Here is a 22,011-nt window from a genome sequence, read left to right as displayed (position 1 = left end):
GAATTTGAAGATTTATATGAAAATAATAAAGAATTTGATAAAAAACTAATAAAAGAATTTGAAGAGTATTATGAAAATAAAATAGAATCAAATAATAAAGAATTAGAAATAAAAAATGATTTAGAAGAGTTTGATGATAAAGAATATCCAGAACATGAAATAAAATTTGATGAAGATATTATTAATGAATTTAAAGAGATTTATAATAATTTAGATGAAAGTAAAGAGATACTTAATGAGTTAAATGAAATCTATGAAACTTTAAAAGATAATGATACAATCCAAGATAATCTTGAATATCCAGAAATAGAATTAGAAACAGATGATTTAAAAGTAAATTTAACCTTAAAAAAAGATTATTCAAAAATTAAAGATATAAATAAAAGAAAAACAGAATTTTTTAAAGATCTAATAGATTTTATTGAAGAATTTAGAAACACAAAAGAATCAGATGAATTAATGGAATATTATAATAAGAAAGAAGAATCTTAAAACTTAAATTAATAAAATAACCATAAATTATTAAAAAATACAAAAATCATATAAAAATATGCAAATAAACTAAAAAAAACCATAAAAAACTAAGAAAATAAAAAAATAGCTAAAAAGAAAAAAAATAAAAGATACTTTAATAATTTGCAAGTCTTAAAGCATTAGCAACAACAACTAATGTTAAACCAACATCACCAATAGTAATTGCTTCCCATAAAGCAATGAAACCTAAGATAGCAACAACTGCAAGAATTGCTTTAACTGCAACTGCAACACTAATATTTGTTTTAACAACATTCATTGTTTTTTTAGCAAGACCAACAAGATAAGATAATTTAGAGATATTATCATTTAATAATACAATATCACCAGTTTCAATAGCAACATCAGATCCCATACCCATTGCAATACCAACATTACTCATAGCAAGTGAAGGTGCATCATTAACACCATCTCCAACCATAGCAATGTTTTTATATTCACTTGCAACATCACGTACAATATTTACTTTATCATCAGGTAGGAGATTTGCATAGTATTTATTAATTCCAATTGAATCAGATACTGTTTTTGCAGTTTTTTCATTGTCTCCAGTTATCATCATAGTTTCAATATTGTTTTCATTTAAATATTTAAGTGTACTTGGTGTATCATCTCTAATTTTATCATTTAAAGTTATATATCCAAGAATTTCCCTAGAATTACCTATGATAATTAAAGTTTTACCTTCTTCAGGTTTAAGATCATTAATATCTGATTTTAAATCTTCATTATAATTAAATAATTCTTTATTACCTACATAATATGATTCATTATTAATGAGTCCAGTTAAACCTTTACCGGGAATATTTTTGAAATTATCAACTTCATATAATTCATATTTGTTTTTATCTGCACATTCCATAAAAGTTTTAGCTATTGGATGACTAGATTTTGCTTCAATAGAACAAGCTATTTTTAATATATCTTCTCTATTTTTTCCATCAGTTGGAACAATATTATCTATTTTAAGTTTACCTTCTGTTAAGGTACCTGTTTTATCAAACATTATTGCTTTAATATTTGATAATTCTTCTACATATTCTCCACCTTTAATAATAATACCATTATTTGTTCCTGCAGTAATTGCTGAAACCATAGATACTGGTGTAGATATTGCAACTGCACAAGGACATGAAATTACAAGTAAACATAATGCTCTATAAACCCATGTACTAAATGGTTGAGCAAATATTAATGTTGGTATAGTTGCAACAAGAATTGCAAGTACTACTACAATAGGAGTATAATATTTTGCAAATTTATCTACAAATATATCAATATGTGCTTTTTTCTCTTCTGAATCTTTAATTAATTCTACAATTTTTGCAAATACTGTATTATCTGCAGTTTTACTTACTTCAACTTCAATATATCCTTCTTCATTTATTGTTGATGAAAAGACTTCATCACCAATATTTTTAGATACTGCTAAACTTTCACCAGTAATTGAAGCTTGATTTACTGAGGTACTACCTTTTTTAATAATACCATCAATTGGTATTTTATCTCCTGGTTTTACTACTACAATATCACCAATATTTAATTTATCTACTTCAATTTCTTCTTCCCTACCATCTTTTAAGATAGTAGCAGTATCTGGACTTAATCTTACAAGATTACTAATAGATTTTTTAGATTTATCAATTGATAAATCTTCAAGGAATTCTGAAATATAATATAATAATATTAATAAAGCACCTTCAGCACAACTATTAAGTGCAAATGCACCAATAACTGCAATAGTCATTAGAAATTCAATTTTTACTTGTAAATTAAATATACCTTCAATACCTTCTTTTATAGTATCAAAACCTACTACAACTACAAGTAATACATATAAAGTAATTGATAAATTATGTGATGTAATTAAACCATAATTAAAGTTAAACTCACCAATAAAGTATGCAAGAATAAATATTATAATACCAAATGCTATTGTATAATAAGATCTTTTTGATGTTTCTTCTTCTTTGTCAATATCTGAAAGTATTCCTTCACCATTACAACAAGCACATCCTCCAGAATGGCTGTGATTATGGTGATGGTGATGCTCATCAGAACAACAACCATCATGAGAATCATAATCATGCTCACCTACAGAACAACAATCATCATGAGAATCATGATTATGTTTAATATTGTGTTGATGATGTTTAATAGAAGAATCATCATTTAATTCATGAAGACTCATATAGACTCACCTTTTTTAATTAAATCATAAATTTGTGAATTGTTTAAAGAATAAAATACTTTTTTATTTTCTCTTCTGTATTTTACAATATTTTTCTGTCTTAGAATTCTTAGTTGATGTGATATACTTGATTGACTCATATCTAGCAAAATTGATAACTCACATACACACATTTCACTACATTCTAAAGCTGATAAGATCCTAATTCGGTTATAATCTCCAAGTAATTTAAATAAGCTTGAGACTTTTTCATAAACCTCATTATTTTCCATTTCATTTGAAACTTTTTCTAAAACATCAGATCTTAAACTTTTAATTTCACAAACATCACTAGACATATGAACATATATTCATGTGAACATATATAAATCTTTTGATATTATCATGAAAAAAATAAGTAAAAAAAAAAATTAAAAAATATAATTTTATAACTATGGTTATATTATAATTTATTAAATATAAAACTAATGATTCAAAGACATAAATTAAAAAAAATCTTAAAATATTATACAATTAAAAAATAAAAAAGAAAACAATAAATTAATATAAAACTAAGTTAAAAAAATAATTAAATTAAAAAATTTTAAAAAAATCAAAGTAATTAAGTTAAATAAACAATACTTAATTAATAAAAACAAATATACTGCTTATTTAATCTCTTAAAAAACTACTGAAAATCTAAAGATTTAAAGTATTTAATCTTTCAAAAATTACTAGAAATTTAAATATTTAAATTACTAAAAAATAAATAGAAACTCAAATATTTAAAATACCAAATACCTAAACCATAAAAAATAAATAGAAACTCAAATATTTAAAATACCAAATACCTAAACCACTAAAAAATTAAAGATTTAAAATATTATTTAATCTCCCAAAAATTACCATTAGGATCTAAACCAACAGGGAAATTACATCTTTGAAGCCATCGTTTTGTAGTAAGCTCTGGAACACTAGCACAATTAAAAGACTTTCTAAATATTATTCTTGATTTATTAACAAAATCTTCATTAATAGTATCATTACTAATAAAATCTTTCCAATAATCTTCAATTAAATGTAGAAGAAGAATTTGTACTTTACCTTTATATTTATAAATATCTAATACTTTAAATATAGAATCAGGATTAGTAGTACATAAATTCCAATTAGTTCCATGTTCAAAATCAGAAAGATCAGCCATATGATTAGATAAAATAGCAAATCTACAATTAGTAATCATTTTACCAATTTTAGTACTTGCATCAACTAATGCTCTTTCTTGAATTATTTTACCAATATAATACTTATTTATTAGATTCTCAGGTAAATCTAAGTCTCTAACATGAAAAGTTAAATTATCATATACTAAATTATAAATTTCATCTTTTGAATCAACAAAATTTTCATTATTAATAGTTAAATCATCATAAATATTCTTAAAATATGAATAAACATTTGGATATAATTCAAGATTAAATTTATTAATTAAATTATCTAATTCACTGAAAATAAATTGATTAGGACCTAAAGGAATTCCATTAGTTAAAAACTCATCTTTATAATTATCATTTTTATGAGAGTCAACATCAAAACCTTTAGATTTAATATATTCTAATCCATTTATAGCAGTAGGATTATAATCAAATTTTAAACTATGTAAAAACAAATAAGTAGCTAATTTTAAATTATCTTTATTAATATAATAAAGACCAAAATTCCTATATGCTATTCCTAAATTCTTTGAAGAATATATAAATTTAAATGCTTTAAATGTATAATTGTAGAAATTATCAAAATCATTTTCAAACCTAGATATTTCAGATAATTCAAAAAAAGGCATAACAGAAACTGGATTAATTTCAGATGCTTTATTTAAATAGATTTTAGCATTAAGAATGTCCTCAAATTGATAAAGTAAAGTACCATAAAGATAATATAATTTAAAAATAGGATAAGTATCAGGAATCCGTTTAACATTTTTATCTGAACCAATATATGTATCAAATAAAGCTTCTTCAAGAGGGTTTGAAAAACTATGATATTCTATTGATTCATCATCATCAAAACTAATAATTAAATCATTTTTAAAATAAAAATCTAAAATATCAAATACTTTTTTTAAATCATTAGTTTTTAAATAAGAATCAATTTTATTAAAAAAATTTATATTAAATTTTTCATTTCCAAATATCTTAATATACTCTTTTTGTTCTTTTTCATCTAAACAATCCCATAATAAGCTAGATATCTCATTAGTAATTTCATCAGAATATTTATCATTAGAATATTCCAAAATTTGGGATAAAAGATATTTCTTATCTTCAGATTTATTATTAGTTAAATTAGATTTAATTTTATTTATAATATTATTATACACATAATCCCCCATATATCACTTAATATTTAATATTTTAAATAAATAATTTAAATTTTTTTATATGGATATGAGATTAATAAATATTATTTAAATTAAAACCCTTTTTTTAAGAAATACAATACTAAAAAATAAAAAATCAAAAAACTAATGAATAAAAAAATTCCAAAAAACTAAGAAAAACAAGAAATAAAAAAGCAAATAAAAAAACAATCCCAAAAGATAAAAAAAACCAAGAAAAAGTTAAAAAACTAAAAAATAAAAAATAAAAAAGATAAAAAATTAATTTTAATAAATAAAAACTAATAGTTCACTTGTTTAAATATATAAAAGTAAATTAATTTAAAGATTCAATAAACAATTTCCTTACTGATTTTACAAGATCATCATAACTTTCCATATTATCATCTTTAAAAAAGTCTTCTAAATTAGAAGGTAAATTTAAAAGTACTACTTGAGAATAATCATTATATAAAAAGATATCAAGAACTTTAAAGTAATTACTTTGAACTTTAGAATCAGATAAGATTAAAAATCTACTAGATTCAATACTTTTATTAAAAACATCTATTATAAAATCATCATCTTTTTTTATAATATCACCTATAGAATGGCTATCTACAGGTTCATTTAAAGCTTTATAGAAAAATTCAAAATTTTTTAAATAATCATTATAGAATTTACTTAAAATTGTTTTTGGAATATAATAATAATCCTCAAAATTAATTAAAAAATCAAGAATAAAACTTCCAAAATATTTATGTAATTCTACTAATTCAAATACTTCTCCTTTATATTCTTTAAGATTAATACAATATTTAATATTATTAGGAAAAATTGAACTAGAAGCAGTAAAATAAATATTATATGAATTATTTTTCTCTAATTCTTTAATCATTTCACTTAAACTTAAACCTTTATGAATTAAGTTAAATTTAAAAGTAAAATATCCCTTATAAATATATTCTTCAGATACAAATGAATTTTCATTATTATAATTGTAATTATAGATTATATTATCATTTTTAATAGAATTTGACTCTTTATTATCAAATCCAATATCTTTAATTAATTCTTTAACATCTTCAATATCTTCTTCATTGTTAAAAAACATTAAAATCCCCAAAAAATAAAATTCTATTAATAATTTAAAAATTAAAGAAAAAAGTAAAAATTAGAAGTAATTATCCTCTAGCTAATTGTTGATGAGCTCTTGCAAGATGACCTGCAGCTAAAGCACCCATAAGAGATAATTCTCCAGCTAAAACAGTAGAAATAATAATTTCACCAAATTTACGAGCTCCACCATTACCTTTAACACCTAAAATATTAAGACCTTCACTTGCTGTTGCAAGGGATGTTCCACCACCTACAGTAGCAATAGGTACATCTGGCATATTAACAGAGAAGTATAAATCCCCATCTCTATTTTCTGCAGTAGTAATACCTAAAGAACCTTCACTAACATGAGCAGCATCTTGACCTGTTGCTAAAAATATTGCTGCAATCATATTAGCATAGTGAGCATTATAAGCCATACTACCTGCCATAGCAGAACCAATAAGATTTTTAGCAGTATTAACTTCAACTATTGCATCAGCAGTTGTTTTAAGTTTTTTCTCAACAATTTCTTCAGGTATAATAATATCTGCAACTAAAGATTTTCCTCTTCCTTCAATAACATTAATTGAAGCAGGTTTCTTATCAACACAAACATTACCACTTAATGCAATATGTATAGCATTTGTTTCTTCGGACATTTTATTAAGGATTTTTTCTGTTGCAATAGTTACCATATTCATACCCATACTATCTCCAGTAGAATATACAAATCTAGGATATACATATGAACCTGCAACAAAAATAGGATCTATTTTTAAAAGTTTACCATGAGATGTAGTAGATTCTGCAATTTCTTTAAGTTCTGAAAAATTATCTTCAAACCATGCTTTAACTTTTAATGCTTCAGTTGAAGATTTTGTTTTAATTGCTGGTGCTCTTGTCATTTGATCATGAATAATATGAGCATTTACTCCACCAGAAGCTCTAATTGCAGAACAACCTCTATTAATAGATGCTACTAATGCACCTTCAGAAGTTGCAAGAGGTACATAAAATTCACCATTCGCTTCATTACCATTAATTAAAAGAGGACCTGCAACACCAACAGGAATTTGGACTGCACCAATAGGATTTTCAATATTTTTCTTAAATACATTATCCATATCAAGAGTATAATTAGACATGTTTTCAAGATTAGTATTAGTATATTTTTCAATAAATTCACGTCTAATATCAATAGCTTCATCAATAGAATCAGTTAAATTTTCAATTTGATAAAGTTTTAATTCACCATTAAGTAGTTTATTAATAATTTCTGTTTTATCCATAATTACAACCTACTAAAAAAAATAGAGTATTTATAATTTCTATAAAATATAAACTTTAAAAATTATCTAAAAGATCAGATTATAAGTTTCATAAATTAATTATAATTAAATTATAAAACCTATAAAGACATATAAAATTAAATACCTTCATCATGGAGTAAATCAACAATTTGTGATGGTTTAATAGCTACATGAACACCACATTCTTCAAATTTAGCTGTTTTAGTTTTAGCAGTACCCATTTCACCATCAATAATAGCTCCAGCATGACCCATTCTTTTACCTTTAGGTGCTGTTCTACCTGCAATATATGAAACAACTGGTTTTGAAATATTATCTTTAATAAAATCAGCAGCTCTTTCTTCAGCACTACCACCAATTTCACCAATTAAAACAATAGCATCAGTATCATCATCATCTTCAAATTTTTTAAGAATTTCAATATAATCAGTACCAATAACCGGATCTCCACCAATACCTAAACAAGTACTTTGACCAATACCTGCCTTAGTTAATTGACTTGCAATTTCATAGGTTAAAGTTCCACTACGAGACATAATACCCACATTTCCTTCAGAAAATATATGAGTAGGCATAATACCTAATTTACCAACACCTGGAGTAATAATACCTGGAGTGTTTGGACCAATAACAGTTGTATTATTCCTTTTTGCATATTCCATAATTTCCATACTATCATGTACAGGGATATGTTCTGTAATAATTACAACTAAATCAAGATTTTTAATAGATTCAAAAGCAGCATCTTTTGCAAATGGTGCTGGTACAAAAATAATTGATGAATTAATATCTTCATTTTCTTTAGCTTCTTCAATAGAATTAAATATAGGTACTCCTAAAAAGTCTTGTCCACCTTTACCTGGAGTTACACCTGCAACAATATTTGTATTGTATTCTAACATTTGCTTTGTATGAAAAGAACCTTGTTTACCTGTTATACCTTGAACTAAACATTTAGTATCATTATCTAATAAAATCATAATATCACATAAAATTAGTTTTTTATTAAAAAATAATCATTAAAAATAATCATAAAATAATATTATATTTATACTTACTATTTATAATATTTAACCATTTTTCATATAAAATTTTCTAAAAAATCATTATATTAAAAAATAAAACATTATCAGTACTTAAATAAATAAAATTAAAATATATGAATAAAAAATAAAATTAATCAAAAATTAAATTTAAATTATATATGAATAAAAAATTAAATTTAAATTAAATTATAAAAAAAATATAAAAATTATTTTATTTAAATTAAAAGAGAAACTTTTAAACTCTAAAAAAATAATCATCTTAAAATTCTAGTTTTATTTTCAAAAGGTACAGCTAAATCCAAAGCATTCCCATTCATAAATGCAGTAGCACTAATAAGAACACTTCCAGGAATTACATTACATGAACTACCTTTTTTTACAAGATAAGTGTTTTTACAACCTAAAGCTGCACCAATCATTGTAAATGCTACAGTACCTACTGATTCCATACCATTAATAGATGCACAGATTACAGGATCATCAGTTTCATTAGAAACATAACCTACACCAGGAATTTCACGTACTTTTCCTCCAATATAATCACATACATCATTAACATTCTTAAGACCTCTAGCAGCATCAATTGCAGAATTAGCAACATCTTCTACAAATTCTTCTCCACCATAAGTATCAAAGTGTAATATAACACTATCTGGATAGATATCATCTTGGATATCAACTTGAGAATATGAAACACCTTCTCCAGCATGATTTTTATCCTTAGATATACCATCTAAATCACCAGGATTTTCAGCATTATCTCTCATAATATTAATAATTCCTTGATTAATCTTTTCAAGTAAATCATCCTCAACATATGCTGCGATTACTATATCATCACCTGTAACATTAGTAAGTGCTGCCTTATATGCACCTAAATCTACAAGTTTATGAATATCTTTTTCAATATTATTTACTAAAGATTGACTACAAGAAATATCATTAGAAGATATATCTGCACCAATAGCTGTAAGTTTCATTTTACGCCCCACAAATTTTATAATAACATATTTAAATAGAAAAACCTTTATTTAAAATTAAAATTATTTAAATAAAAAAATAATTTATAAGTATTTAAATAAATTTAATATAATAATTAAATTATATTTCTAAAATTTATAATATTTATTATTTTATAAAAGATTTTAAAATTAAAATATATAATAAAACTATAGAAAAAGCAAATAATAAGCTAAATTTACTAAAAAAAATAAAACTTAAGTAAAAAAATACAAAAACAAAACCTAAAAAAATCCAACTAAAAAAACAAAACCTAATAAAACCTAAATAAAAAGTAAAAAACCTAAAAAAACCCAACTAAAAAAATAAAAAAACTTTCATAAGAAAAAATACTGAAAACTAGAAAACTAAGGAATTAAAGATTATATTTTATATAAGAAAATTTATAATTAGATAAAATCAATATATTATTAATTAAATGATTTAAAATAATATAAAGAATTTATTTTAATTTAAATGATTTTAAAATAGAGATAATTAAAAATATTAAAAAAAATTTAAATTAATGAATATTTAAAATAAATTTTATTAAAATACTTAAATTCAAGATATATTTTATTTTTAAATTAATAAATAGCTATAAAATTAAATTTTAAAATAAATTCTTATTTTAAAAAGGTCAAAATATAATTTTAAATCTAATAAAATTTTAAGATGATTCAATGTATTCACAAACAAAAATAGCAATCCCAATTGCTCAAAAAGATAAAGATAGTGTAATAGAAGTGGCAAAAGATTGTATTAAAAAAGGAGCAGATATTTTAGAATTTAGAATTGATGCAATGGATAATCCTGATTCTGAAACTCTTATAGATATTATAAAAACTATTGATTTTCCAACAATTGCAACTAATAGAATTGATTCTGAAGGTGGAGATTTTAAAGGTAGTGAGGAAGAAAGAGTAAATTTACTTTTAGCAGTTGCTCCTTATGTTGAATATATTGACATTGAACTTCAAACAAATGATGAATACATTGAAAAGATTAAAGATACTGGAGTTAAAACTATAATTTCCTATCATGACTTTGAAAAAACACCTGAATTAAGTGACTTAATGTACATAGTTAAAAAAGAAAAACAAGTTGGAGATATTGCAAAAGTTGCAGTTATGCCACAAGATTTAGAGGATACCTTAGTAATTCTTGCAATATTATCAAGTTGTGATAATACAATTGCTATATCTATGGGTGAACTTGGATCATATACAAGAGTTATGGCATCTAAATTTAATTCACCAATAACATTTGCAGTAGGAAGTGATGTTACTGCTCCAGGACAATTAGATATTGAAACTATGAAAATGTTATTAAACACAAATATAATTAATGATGAGGATTTACCAGATCCTAATACTGATTAAAAATAATATTTTAGTGATAAAATGAATAAAAAAAATATTCTTTTTAGCACAATTATAATTCTTTTAATAATAATTGGATTAATTAGTATAGCTAACACATGTCAAATTAATATAGATTCACATGATGATGGTGGAAGTATAGAAATATTAGGACTTCCTATAATCCACAATAACAATGAAATGACTAATGAAATAAATAGTTATTGTAAAAAAGAATTAATAAATGAGAATAGTACTAAAAGCACTATTAAAAATAATATAACAAATATTGCTAAAAGATATGGATATAAAAATGTCAAAGTAAATTTTCATTCAGTATTTGGAGATAATACATTATCAATACTTTGTAAAGTTTCTGGAACATCAATGGAACCAACTTTTCATAATGGAGAATATGTTATAGTAAATAAAACAAAAAATATTCACAAAGGAGATTGTGTAATTGCAGATACTCCAGAATATGGAACTATTATTAAAAGAGTTAGTGATATTAAAGGACAAGAAGTTTACTTAACTAGTGATAATAAAAAAATAAGTTATGAAAATATTAATGGAGAAATTTATAAAACTGAAGGTATTAAAACCTGGACAGATATAAATAATATTATAGGTATTGCTTATCCTAAAAATAGTACTAATTCTTAATTATTTTTTCTTATTTTAAATTATTAAAATACTTTAAATTTTTATAGGACTATATTTTAAATTTTAATTATTTTATCTTAAAAATAATAATATAAAAACAAATTTTAAGAATTATTTAAATTTTAATTGTTTTATCTTAAAAATAATAATATAAAAACAAATTTTAAGAATTAAAAATTATATATCTAATTAAAATATTAAACTTCAACAATAATAAAAAAATACACTTATTTTAAATAAAAACAGAATATTAATTTAAATAAAAAAATAAAAAAAATTATTTTATAAATAAAAATATTCATTATTAAGATTTAAATTTGAATATAAATAAAAAACAAAGGGAATTTAGAAATATATAAAACTTTTTAAGAAAAACTTTTATATCCAATTTAAACCTTAATAATTTATTATTAAAATGAAGAGTTTAGGCCCTATAAATAAATTAGAAACAAAGGGAATTTAAAAAATGTTTTAAAAACGAAAAAAACTTTTTTTAAACAAAATTTAAATATAGAGCCTAAACTCTTAATATTCTATAAAAAATTTTTGAGCAAAAAATTTTCATCGGAAAACGGAACCCATATTCCGATATATTACAATTGTTAAAACAAAGTATATAAATATTTCGAAAAAACATTAAATATATAAAAAATTTTTAATAATAAAAAATAGAATCTTTTAAAATTGATTAATATTAAGAGTTTATTGAAAACTCAAATAAAATAAAAAACTAGAATTCTAAAATAAGAGAAACTATTAAGACGCTAATATAATAATAAAAAAATTAAAAATAGAAAATTAATTACTTTCTTTTTCTTCTTCATTATAGAAATGTTCTTCTAATTTTTTCCTTATATCATCAGGAATATTAACTGATTTTTGGGCATTAAAATCAAAATGAACCATAGTAGCTTTACCTTTAGCACATAATATTCCATTTTGCCATGCTTCATGATAGGTTGTAAAGGAACTATGACCAATTCTTGAAACATAAGTTCTTATTTCAACATCATGACCATAAAATATTTGAGATAAAAATTCATATTCTGTTTTAAGCATAATAAGATTCCAATCATCATAACTAGTACTAAGATCTGGAACAAACAATTTAAAAATATCATTACGTGCTAATTCAAACCATCTTCCAAGAACATTATTATTAATATGTCCTAATGCATCAGTATCTCCAAATAAAGGTGTTATCATAATTTTAAACATAAATATCACATAAAATTTTATAAGAAAATAAATAAAACTAATAAAAATTAAAATAATCAATAGCCATCATCTGAATGAGGACTACCTGCCGCACTATGAGTATTGTTGTTATTATGATTATTATTATGATTATTATCTGCAGAATTATTTTTATTTGTTGAATCGTTTTTAACATCAGTTTTATTATTTACAGTATTATTTACTTCAGTTTTAGGAGTGTCTTTAACTTCTTTAACTGTTTTTATTGGTTCTGGTGTAAAATTACCATCAGATATAACGTTTAGTTTATCTTGTTTATGTTCCATCTTTGGTAAATAAGGATTAACATATGAACCTGTAAAAGAAGCACAGATACCTGCTACTCCAAAAGCAATTAATGCAATTATAACTAATACTAAAATATTTGCATGAATTCTATTCATATTTACACCACGAGTTTTAAAAAGATATTGTTGAAAACCTTTTAATTTTTAAAGAAATATATTAAAAGACTTAAAATTTTTTATTAAAAAATAAAAATTAAATTTATACTATTATTATATAAACATTATATTATATATCTAACTGAAAAAATTATAAAATATTTTAAAAAATCATGATTCTGTTAAATAATAAATGACTTTATTGAAATTTTCCTAATTTTTTTTAAAAAAAAATTCTTAGAATTAATTTTCAATATAAATATTAACTATAATATTATAAAAAATAGTTTTAAACATACTATTAAAAAAAAAAAGATTTCTTAAATTAAGATAAATATTATCTTAATTTATAAATAAAATTTAAAAAAATCAATAAAATATAAATTTTACAATATTCCTCATAAATATAAGATTAAATTTAAAAAATTAATAAATTATAAATTTTAAAGTAATTTATCATAAATATTTAAAATATGAATTTTATAGTACTCCAGAAATATTTAAAATATAAATTCTACAGTACTCTCAGAAGCATTTACTTTTTCTGCAATATGATTAATTTTATGACGAATATCTGCTAATTCATTACAATTTTTAGTATTTACCTTAATTTTAGCAGTAATAATTTGATCTATTCCATCTAAACTCCAAAGATGTAAATCAACAACTTCTTCAACATTATCAATTGAAGATATTTCCTCTTTTAAATCATCAAAATCATATTTACTTGGAACTTTTTGAAGTAAAACTCTAAAACTATCTGCTAAGGTTTTACCTAATGCATAAATTAGCCATATAGCAATAAGAAGTGAGATTATAGGATCTAAAATAGCTACATCCCAAAACATTAAAAGAATACTTAATATTAAAATAGCTACCCATCTTAAAACATCACCGAACATATGATAACTAATTGCTTTTTCATTATATGTTTGTCCTTTATACACTTGATATACAGAGTATCCTTTAAATGCAATTCCAAAAATAGCAAATACAAACATTCCTTTTGCATCAGGTGTAACTACACTAAATAAACGTGTTATTGATCCATAAACAACGAGTATAGATGCAAAAATTACAGCACATGAAGTTATTATTGCACCAAGTACAGATAATCTTTGATATCCATAAGTATATTTATTATTTTTCTTTTTAAGAGAATATTTTTCAAGAATCCAAGATACTAAAAGACAAAAGGTATCACTTAAATCATGTATAGCATCAGAAACAATTGCTACACTATTAGTGTAAATTCCACCAAATATAACAATTATATTAAAAATCAAACTTAAAAAGAAAGTAATTAGAATATGTGTTTTTGCTTCAGTATGATATTCTTTTGATTTTTCAGTAGTACATTGATGTTCCATATTATTGTATTAGTAAATTATATATAAAATACTTTTTATGAACGTATGTACATATTTAAAACTTATTTTTAATAATACAATTGAATAAAGAGACATATGAATATATAGACAAATAAAAAATCATTTATTTTTAAATAAAGAAGATTAATTTAGATAAAAATAATTAAATTTAATTTATATTAGAAAATTAAAAGTTAATTATAAAAAGAAGTAAAATGAATAAATTCAAAGTTTAAAATCCACAGATTAAAAGTTAATTATAAAAAGAAGTAAAATGAATAAATTCAAAGTTTAAAATCCACAGATTAAAAGTTAATTATAAAAAAAAGTAAAATGAATAAATTCAAAGTTTAAAATCCACAGATTAAAAGTTAATTATAAAAAAAAGTAAAATGAATAAATTCAAAGTTTAAAATCCACAGAAATCAAGTAATCTACTAAATACATAAGTTATAGATTTATTAAATGGACCTTCATTTTCAAGTTTAATAGTAGTTAAAATAGTAGCAAACTCAGCACTTTCATATATACTTCCTTTATTTAATCTTTTAGCAATATATGCTGCCATATAAGTATCACCAGCACCTGTTGGTGAAACCATTTCTTTAGGTTTAAATGCATCAATATCTTGAAATTTTTTCTCAAAACTACTATATATTAAAGATCCTTTATTATTTTCTGTAATAATAATTTCATTTGGACCAAGTTTAGTGATTTTTTTAATTTTTTTAAATAAATTTAAATTAGGATATATAAACTTCGCTTCAAATTCATCTAAAAATAATAGGTTTGCATATTTTAAAAATTCACTTAAATTAGATGGAAGATTAAATTCAACATATCCATTTACATCTTCTTTTCTTAATAATCCTTGAATTGATAAGAAGACTGTGATATTATTTTTATTGAAATATTCTAATAACTTAATATCAACATCATTATAAATAAGAGGATTTATTAAAACACCATCAAAATCATCTAAATCAATATTATTATCTTTTAAATCATTAATAGTAATTGTATTATCAATAAAATTAGATTTTTGAACTCTGTTTTCATCACTTATATATTCATTTTCAAAGTATAATGTTTGATTCTTATATATTGGTATAACTTTAGATTTATCTGGAAATTCATTAAGTAAATCTTTATCTTCATAAGATAATGTAGTTAATATAGTGTAATTAATTCCTAAATTTTCAAAGACAAATGATTGATAATATACTGCTCCACCAATTGATGTTTGTTCTATTTTATTGTATATGTTTTTATCTATTGTAATTGGACCTAAAACTAATAAATTTGTCATGAAGTCACCTCCAAATTTAATTATAAAAAATTATATAAAGATTTTAAAAATTAATACTAAAAAAAGTATGTATAAATAATATTAATTGAAAATTATACTAAAAAAAGTAAATAGCTAAAATACTTAAAATTAAGTAAAATAGCTAAAACTATCTTTTAAATCCTATGTTTGGATTTAGATAAAAATTAAAATTTAGAAAAACTAAAATTAAATTTTTTCTAATTTAAAAATAAATTTCTAAATAGAATAGAAATAAATTTAAATTCCCCTATCTTGCATTCTTTCTTCTTCAGAAATAGCAGACATATCTAAACCTTTCATTGCTTCACCTAAGTTTTTAGAAACTTCAGCTAAAACATCAGGTTTATCATAATTTGCAGTAGCTTCAACAATAGCTTGTGCAAATGCAGGTGGATTGTTTGATTTGAAGATTCCAGAACCTACAAAGATTCCATCTGAACCTAATTGCATCATTAAAGAAGCATCTGCAGGAGTTGCAATACCACCAGCAGCAAAGTTTACTACAGGTAATTTACCTAATTTAGCAGTTTCACGTACTAAATCAATAGGTGCTTCAATTTCACGAGCATATCTCCAAATTTCTTCTTCATCTAAACCTTGAATAGTTCTAATTTCACCCATAACTTTCCTCATATGACGAACAGCTTCAATAATATTACCAGTACCAGGTTCACCTTTAGTACGAATCATTGCAGCACCTTCATCAATCCTTCTTAATGCTTCACCTAAGTTTCTAGCACCACATACAAATGGGATAGTGAATTCTTTTTTATTAATATGATAAACATCATCAGCAGGTGTAAGTACTTCACTTTCATCAATCATATCTACACCTAAAGTTTCAAGAATTTGAGCTTCAGCTATATGGCCAATACGACATTTAGCCATAACTGGAATAGAAACAGCATCTACAACTTCTTGAGTAATTGCAGGATCAGCCATTCTAGCAACCCCACCAGCTTTACGGATATCTGCAGGAACTTTTTCTAAAGCCATAACAGCAACAGCACCAGCATCTTCTGCAATAGCTGCTTGTTCTGCATTAACAACATCCATAATAACTCCACCTTTTGTCATTTTAGCGAAGCCTTCTTTTAATACATCAGTACCTTTTTGCATTGTTTAATTCTCCTTTAAAAAATTTTTTATTGAATAAATAATATTGAATATAAAATTTAAAAATAGCTTTTAGTTAATAAATAGAATTTAATATGAATCAATATTTTATACAGTAATTAAATCATTTTTATACAAGTTATTCATATTACAGTGTTAATCAATAAACTATTGTTATAATTCTTATAAAAATAAAAAAGTATTATAAGAATATAAAACGTAAGAATATAAATGGACTAACAGCTGCAAACACAAATAAAAATATTCCTAAACCTAATTTATATCTATTATTATCCATTTCACCAGAAATTAAAAATAGTACTCCGAAAAATGCTAATAATACTGGTAAAATATGTGAAAATAATAATGTTCCTGTAAATGCCATATTATCACTTAATATTTATAATTATAAAAATAATTTAGATTTTATAATTATATTTAAATTCATATTATTATAATATTTAATATAACAACTATATAAATTTTATTTTAAAATAAGGGTAATTTCTTGATATTTTATAAAATATAAAAAATTTAAAAATTAATAAGTTTAGTAAAAGTACTTAAGATTTAAACTACTATCATATAAACTTACTAAAAAAAATACTAAAAAATTTAAACTACTTAAAACCATATAAACTTGCTAAAAAAATACTAAAAAATTTAAATATTAAAAACCATATAAACTTACGAAAAATTCAAACTACTATGTAATTTATAATTATATTAAAAAATATTAAATAAAATTAAATTTTTATGTAATTTATAAGCTTATTAAAAAAATATAAATTATTGTAAAATAGAAATTTTACCATTATGAAGAGCAGTACCTATTAAAGCTTTATTAACACCTTCATTTTCAAGTTTTGAAATATCTTCTGGATTTACTCCTCCACCAATAATAATTTTATCTTTAAATTCTGCAAATTCATCTAAAAATTTAGTATCATATCCATTACCAGTACCAACATCAGAAATATTTAATAAAATAATCTCATTAGGATTAATTTTTCTTAATACATCTTTAAATTCTTCAAGTGTTAAATCAAGATTATTAGAATATAATTTTCCATCTTTAATATCAACACTAACTACAATTCTTTCCATTGGAAATGTATTAAAAATCTTTTCTAATTCTTCAACAGATTTAATAGTTTCAGTTGCAACAATTAATTTATATGCAAAATCTAAATAAAATTTAAATGAATCAAAGTCTTTAATACCACTATCTAACATTACAGGTAAAATAGTGTTAACCTCTTTAATTTTATATAAATTATGTCCTTGTTTTTCAATTAAATCTAAATCTGCAATATAAATTTCCTTAGCACCATTTAATTTAAGACCATTAGCAATTTGTACAGGATCAGAATTTGGTGCATAAACAGTATTTAATGGAGTATATGTTGATCTATTACCACTTTTACCACTTACTGCTTCATTATTCATTAAATCTAAAACTGGAATTACTTTAAACATTCAATCACCTGTAAGAATTTAATAGTATAATTACTTATTAAATTTGTAAATAAAATAAGATATACTTACCTAATTTATAAAACTAATTCTTATAATTAATAAAAAAATATTAAAAACTAAATTATAAAGTAAAAAAAATAGGTATTTAATAAAAAATAGACTTTGTTGAAATCTTTCTAATTTTTATAAATAAACTTTCTTAAAATTGATTTTAAGTATTAACAAAGTTTAAATAGTTTTCAACAAACTCAAAAAATAAAAAAATTAGATATTTAATAATAGAAAAACTTAAAAAAATTAATTATTATTTTCATTATCCCTAACTACAAATATTTCATTTGCAATTTCTTTATCTACAGCAAGTTGTGTGTTTCCTAACTGAAATACAAAAATCGGGAACTTTTGAATTAATTGAATTTTAGAACCTGGAAGAAGACCTAAATTCATAATTTTTTGAAGTTTACGAGCATCAGCAGTTTTAATATATGATACAGTAGCTAAATCATCAACATCTAATTCAAGAAGTGGAACAGCTAAATATTTATCTTTTTCTGATGAACCATCACGAGGAGGTATTTTATGACCATGTGGACAATACTTTGGATAACCAAGTATTCTCATAATATTATCTTCAACATCATGACTCATTACATGTTCAATTTGATCTGCTAAATCTTCCATTTCATCTTTATCTGCAAGGAATAAATCAGATACAACAGTTTCAGCAATTCTATGTTTTCTTACTAATTCACGACCAAGATATTCACCAGACTCAGATAAAGTAATTTGATTATTATCAATATTAATATAACCTTTTTTAAATAAATCAGTTAAATATTTTTTATCTAATTGATCTTCTGTAAATGTTTCTTTAAGTTCAACTTCTTTAACCCAAAGATTACGTATAAAATCTTCAATATCTTTATTTTCTACCATAAAATCCCTCAAGTACTATATTAATTTTTACGATTGAATATACAATTTTTAATCTTTTTAAGTGAATTTTCTAATACTTTATATGATTTTGATTCTGGAAGTATTTCATAACCACAATTTGGGCAATGAATAACATTACAATTAATTGGACATCCTTCACAACTTTTACCATCACATAATTTAAATTCATATCCACAAAAATCACATTTTACTTTAACATCAGACATATTATAACCACCTATACTGAATAAAATATAAATTTAATCTCTAATAAATATTATAATCCTTTTACAAATTAATTATAGATTTAATGTTTTAACAAAATTTTAAAAGTTTTAAACCAATAAACTCGAATAAAACTTAGAAAATTCAATACTAAAAAATATAAAATTAAAAGTATGTTAATAATTTAATATAATTAAATTAAAATAACCTTTAATTATTTAATATATTTTAACTAAAGTACTACACCTGCTGATGTAAGTAATAAATTTAATATAAACCCAGTAGTAAATGCAATAATAATACTTAAACCAGCAATACCAATTGCCATTTTAAGTCCTCTTTCTTTAATCATGACAATGAATTGTGCAATACATGGTACAAATAATGTTAAAGTTACACTTGCAACAAGAAGTTGTACACCAGTTAAACTTGCTTTAATTTTTAAGATTCCAGCAGCACCAAAGTCACGTCTAAAGAATCCAAGGATAAATGATGATGTTGTACTAGTTGGAAGACCAATAGCATGTATAATTGGACTTAATAAATTTATTAACAATCCAAAAATACCAACAAGATCTAAAGCCCAAATAACAATACTAATAAGTATGAATATAGGAAGTAATTCCTTAATATACATTACAACTCTAGTCCATGTTTTTTTAAGTATATGTTTAGGTTTAGGGAATCTTAATGGTGGAAGTTCCATGAAGAAACTTGGTTGAGAACCTGGAACAAACTTCTTAGCAATAAGACCTATTACAACAAAGTAGAAAATAATAATTCCAAGCCAAATCCAAAGTGTTAATGGATGAGATGAAAGTAATGCCATAATAACTCCAAGTTGAGCAGAGCAAGGAATTGTTAAAGCCATAAGTATTGTTGCAATAACTCTTTCACGTTTTGTTTCTAAAGTACGTGTAGTCATTGTAGCCATACTTCCACAACCTACAGCTAAAACCATAGGAATAATAGCACGACCACTTAAACCAATTCTTTTAAATAATGTATCTGTTAAAAGAGCAAGTCTTGGAAGATAACCACTATCTTCAAGTATTGAAAATACAATAAAGAACAGACTTACAATTGGGAAGATAATTCCAATACCATAACTTAAACCAAAAGTAACAATACCATAACTTCCAATAAATAAATTCTGTATAGGTACCCATGGAATAGTTGAAACTACAATATTTGTAATTACTGGATTAATCCATTCACCAAATATTACATCTTGGAAGAAATCAACAAGATATCCTGCACCAAAAACACCTACAAAAAGATATAATCCAAAGTACAAGACAATAATTAAAATAATCAAACCATAAAATGGATGAATCATAAGTCTTGATAATTTTTCTTTAAAACTATTATTTTCTTGTGGTTTAACTTTATTAATAGTTGTAAATTCATCTTTAAAGTAAATTGCATACTTAGATAATCTTAATTTAGTAAGATATTTAATTGGTTCATCAAACTTATTAGAATATTGTTTAACTAGTTTTAGAACTTTTTTAGGATTTGGTTCAAGTCTATTAATAATATTAGCCATATCCTTATCTCCTTCTAAAAGGAGAATAGCAACAGAACGTTTATTCATAAAACTATAATTATAATCTAATTCATCTACAACATCAGAAATTGCTTTTTCAATATCATTACCATAATGAATAACAATTTGATTTTTAGATTTCTTTTGAATATCTTCATAAATAGAATCATAATTTATAATAGTATCTTTAAGTTCATCTAATCCAATATCATTAGCAGCTGAAGTTAAAACTACAGGAATACCAAGTTTTTTACTTAAAGCTTCTTTATCTACAGTAGCACCCATATCTTCAAGTTCATCAATCATGTTTAATACTAAGATAACATTAATATTTGCATCAATTAATTGAAGTGTTAAATCAATTGATTTATCAATATTCTTAGCATCTATAACATGTAATGTTAAATCATAATTACCACTTAATAAAAGAAGTTTAGCAATACGTTCTTCTTCTGTGATTGTATTTAAATCATATAATCCTGGTGGATCTGTAAGTTCTACAAGTTTTCCTCCAAACTGAAAACTACCTTCATCAATATCAACAGTAGTTCCAGGATAATTAGAAACAGTAGCTGTAAGACCTGTTAATTTATTAAATGTAAGACTTTTTCCTACATTAGGATTACCTATAAGAAGAACATTTAAATCGGAATTAGAATTCTTATTTGAATTCTCTAATAAAGTTTCATCTCTTGATTCATCTATTTTACTAATTTAAATAACCCCTTTAAATAAATAATTAAAAATAATTTTAGGTTGACCTAAAATAATATATTATTTTAATTAATATAAAGTTTATTAA

20 protein-coding genes are annotated in these 22,011 nt (G+C 22.9%); 3 read left to right on the top strand and 17 right to left on the bottom strand.

Features of this window, described 5'->3' with window-relative positions; all coding sequences use genetic code 11:
• A partial coding sequence (locus tag T523_RS09305; RefSeq protein ID WP_232229053.1) for a hypothetical protein occupies window positions 1-492 on the top strand: 492 nt, incomplete at its 5' end.
• Window positions 493-628: 136 nt separating this feature from the next.
• Here the strand turns inward: T523_RS09305 and T523_RS08065 are convergent.
• The 7 genes from T523_RS08065 to T523_RS08035 form a co-directional block, all read right to left on the bottom strand.
• Window positions 629-2,725, bottom strand: a complete 2,097-nt coding sequence (locus tag T523_RS08065; RefSeq protein WP_052334700.1) for a heavy metal translocating P-type ATPase — start codon at window positions 2,723-2,725, stop codon at window positions 629-631.
• A complete protein-coding gene (locus T523_RS08060) occupies window positions 2,722-3,063 on the bottom strand; it encodes an ArsR/SmtB family transcription factor (RefSeq protein ID WP_042708453.1) in 342 nt (113 codons plus the stop codon). The genes T523_RS08065 and T523_RS08060 overlap by 4 nt, the downstream gene beginning before the upstream one ends.
• 524 nt (window positions 3,064-3,587) lie before the next feature.
• Window positions 3,588-5,084: a hypothetical protein gene (locus T523_RS08055; protein WP_042708452.1), complete on the bottom strand. Its 1,497-nt coding sequence runs from the start codon at window positions 5,082-5,084 to the stop codon at window positions 3,588-3,590.
• A gap of 334 nt (window positions 5,085-5,418) precedes the next feature.
• Window positions 5,419-6,195, bottom strand: coding sequence for a hypothetical protein (locus tag T523_RS08050; RefSeq protein ID WP_042708451.1), 777 nt, complete (start codon window positions 6,193-6,195; stop codon window positions 5,419-5,421).
• A 70-nt stretch (window positions 6,196-6,265) separates the two neighbouring features.
• On the bottom strand, window positions 6,266-7,471 hold the full coding sequence (gene hmgA, locus T523_RS08045) for a hydroxymethylglutaryl-CoA reductase (NADPH) (RefSeq protein WP_042708450.1): 1,206 nt from the start codon (window positions 7,469-7,471) through the stop codon (window positions 6,266-6,268).
• Between the two features lie 137 nt (window positions 7,472-7,608).
• The gene (sucD, locus tag T523_RS08040) at window positions 7,609-8,472 is read right to left on the bottom strand and encodes a succinate--CoA ligase subunit alpha (RefSeq protein WP_084486469.1); all 864 of its coding nucleotides are present in this window, start codon (window positions 8,470-8,472) and stop codon (window positions 7,609-7,611) included.
• A gap of 320 nt (window positions 8,473-8,792) precedes the next feature.
• Window positions 8,793-9,518 (bottom strand): hypothetical protein, encoded by a 726-nt coding sequence (locus tag T523_RS08035; protein ID WP_042708448.1) that lies wholly within the window; start codon window positions 9,516-9,518, stop codon window positions 8,793-8,795.
• Between the two features lie 702 nt (window positions 9,519-10,220).
• On the opposite strand from T523_RS08035, the gene aroD reads away from it, so the two are divergent.
• Both aroD and T523_RS08025 read left to right on the top strand, forming a co-directional pair.
• Complete coding sequence (aroD, locus tag T523_RS08030; RefSeq protein ID WP_042708447.1) at window positions 10,221-10,919, top strand: type I 3-dehydroquinate dehydratase; 699 nt, start codon at window positions 10,221-10,223, stop codon at window positions 10,917-10,919.
• 21 nt (window positions 10,920-10,940) lie between these two features.
• Entirely contained in the window at window positions 10,941-11,564 is a 624-nt protein-coding gene (locus T523_RS08025; protein ID WP_052334699.1) for a S24/S26 family peptidase, read from the top strand.
• Between the two features lie 798 nt (window positions 11,565-12,362).
• Here T523_RS08025 and T523_RS08020 read toward each other — a convergent pair.
• From T523_RS08020 to feoB, 10 genes are all read right to left on the bottom strand, one after another.
• On the bottom strand, window positions 12,363-12,782 hold the full coding sequence (locus T523_RS08020; RefSeq protein WP_042708446.1) for an acyl-CoA thioesterase: 420 nt from the start codon (window positions 12,780-12,782) through the stop codon (window positions 12,363-12,365).
• Window positions 12,783-12,838: 56 nt separating this feature from the next.
• Entirely contained in the window at window positions 12,839-13,204 is a 366-nt protein-coding gene (locus tag T523_RS08015; RefSeq protein WP_042708445.1) for a hypothetical protein, read from the bottom strand.
• 500 nt (window positions 13,205-13,704) lie between these two features.
• A complete protein-coding gene (locus tag T523_RS08010) occupies window positions 13,705-14,574 on the bottom strand; it encodes a cation diffusion facilitator family transporter (RefSeq protein WP_042708444.1) in 870 nt (289 codons plus the stop codon).
• Window positions 14,575-14,983: 409 nt separating this feature from the next.
• Window positions 14,984-15,883: a PfkB family carbohydrate kinase gene (locus tag T523_RS08005; RefSeq protein ID WP_042708443.1), complete on the bottom strand. Its 900-nt coding sequence runs from the start codon at window positions 15,881-15,883 to the stop codon at window positions 14,984-14,986.
• 258 nt (window positions 15,884-16,141) lie between these two features.
• Window positions 16,142-17,023, bottom strand: coding sequence for a pyridoxal 5'-phosphate synthase lyase subunit PdxS (gene pdxS / locus T523_RS08000; RefSeq protein ID WP_042708442.1), 882 nt, complete (start codon window positions 17,021-17,023; stop codon window positions 16,142-16,144).
• A gap of 199 nt (window positions 17,024-17,222) precedes the next feature.
• Entirely contained in the window at window positions 17,223-17,405 is a 183-nt protein-coding gene (locus tag T523_RS07995; RefSeq protein WP_042708441.1) for a hypothetical protein, read from the bottom strand.
• Between the two features lie 404 nt (window positions 17,406-17,809).
• A complete protein-coding gene (locus T523_RS07990) occupies window positions 17,810-18,499 on the bottom strand; it encodes a HisA/HisF family protein (protein WP_042708440.1) in 690 nt (229 codons plus the stop codon).
• Window positions 18,500-18,796: 297 nt separating this feature from the next.
• The gene (locus T523_RS07985) at window positions 18,797-19,435 is read right to left on the bottom strand and encodes a metal-dependent transcriptional regulator (RefSeq protein WP_042708439.1); all 639 of its coding nucleotides are present in this window, start codon (window positions 19,433-19,435) and stop codon (window positions 18,797-18,799) included.
• Window positions 19,436-19,455: 20 nt separating this feature from the next.
• Window positions 19,456-19,662, bottom strand: a complete 207-nt coding sequence (locus T523_RS07980) for a hypothetical protein (RefSeq protein WP_042708438.1) — start codon at window positions 19,660-19,662, stop codon at window positions 19,456-19,458.
• A gap of 230 nt (window positions 19,663-19,892) precedes the next feature.
• Window positions 19,893-21,839 (bottom strand): ferrous iron transport protein B, encoded by a 1,947-nt coding sequence (feoB, locus tag T523_RS07975; RefSeq protein WP_232229054.1) that lies wholly within the window; start codon window positions 21,837-21,839, stop codon window positions 19,893-19,895.
• Between the last annotated feature and the right edge of the window lie 172 nt (window positions 21,840-22,011).

The sequence above is a fragment of the Methanobrevibacter wolinii SH genome (assembly GCF_000621965.1).
GTDB classification, from domain to species: Archaea; Methanobacteriota; Methanobacteria; order Methanobacteriales; family Methanobacteriaceae; genus Methanarmilla; species Methanarmilla wolinii.
The sequence above is the reverse complement of the archived record's forward strand: the minus strand, read 5'-3'. Positions and strand labels throughout refer to the sequence as shown.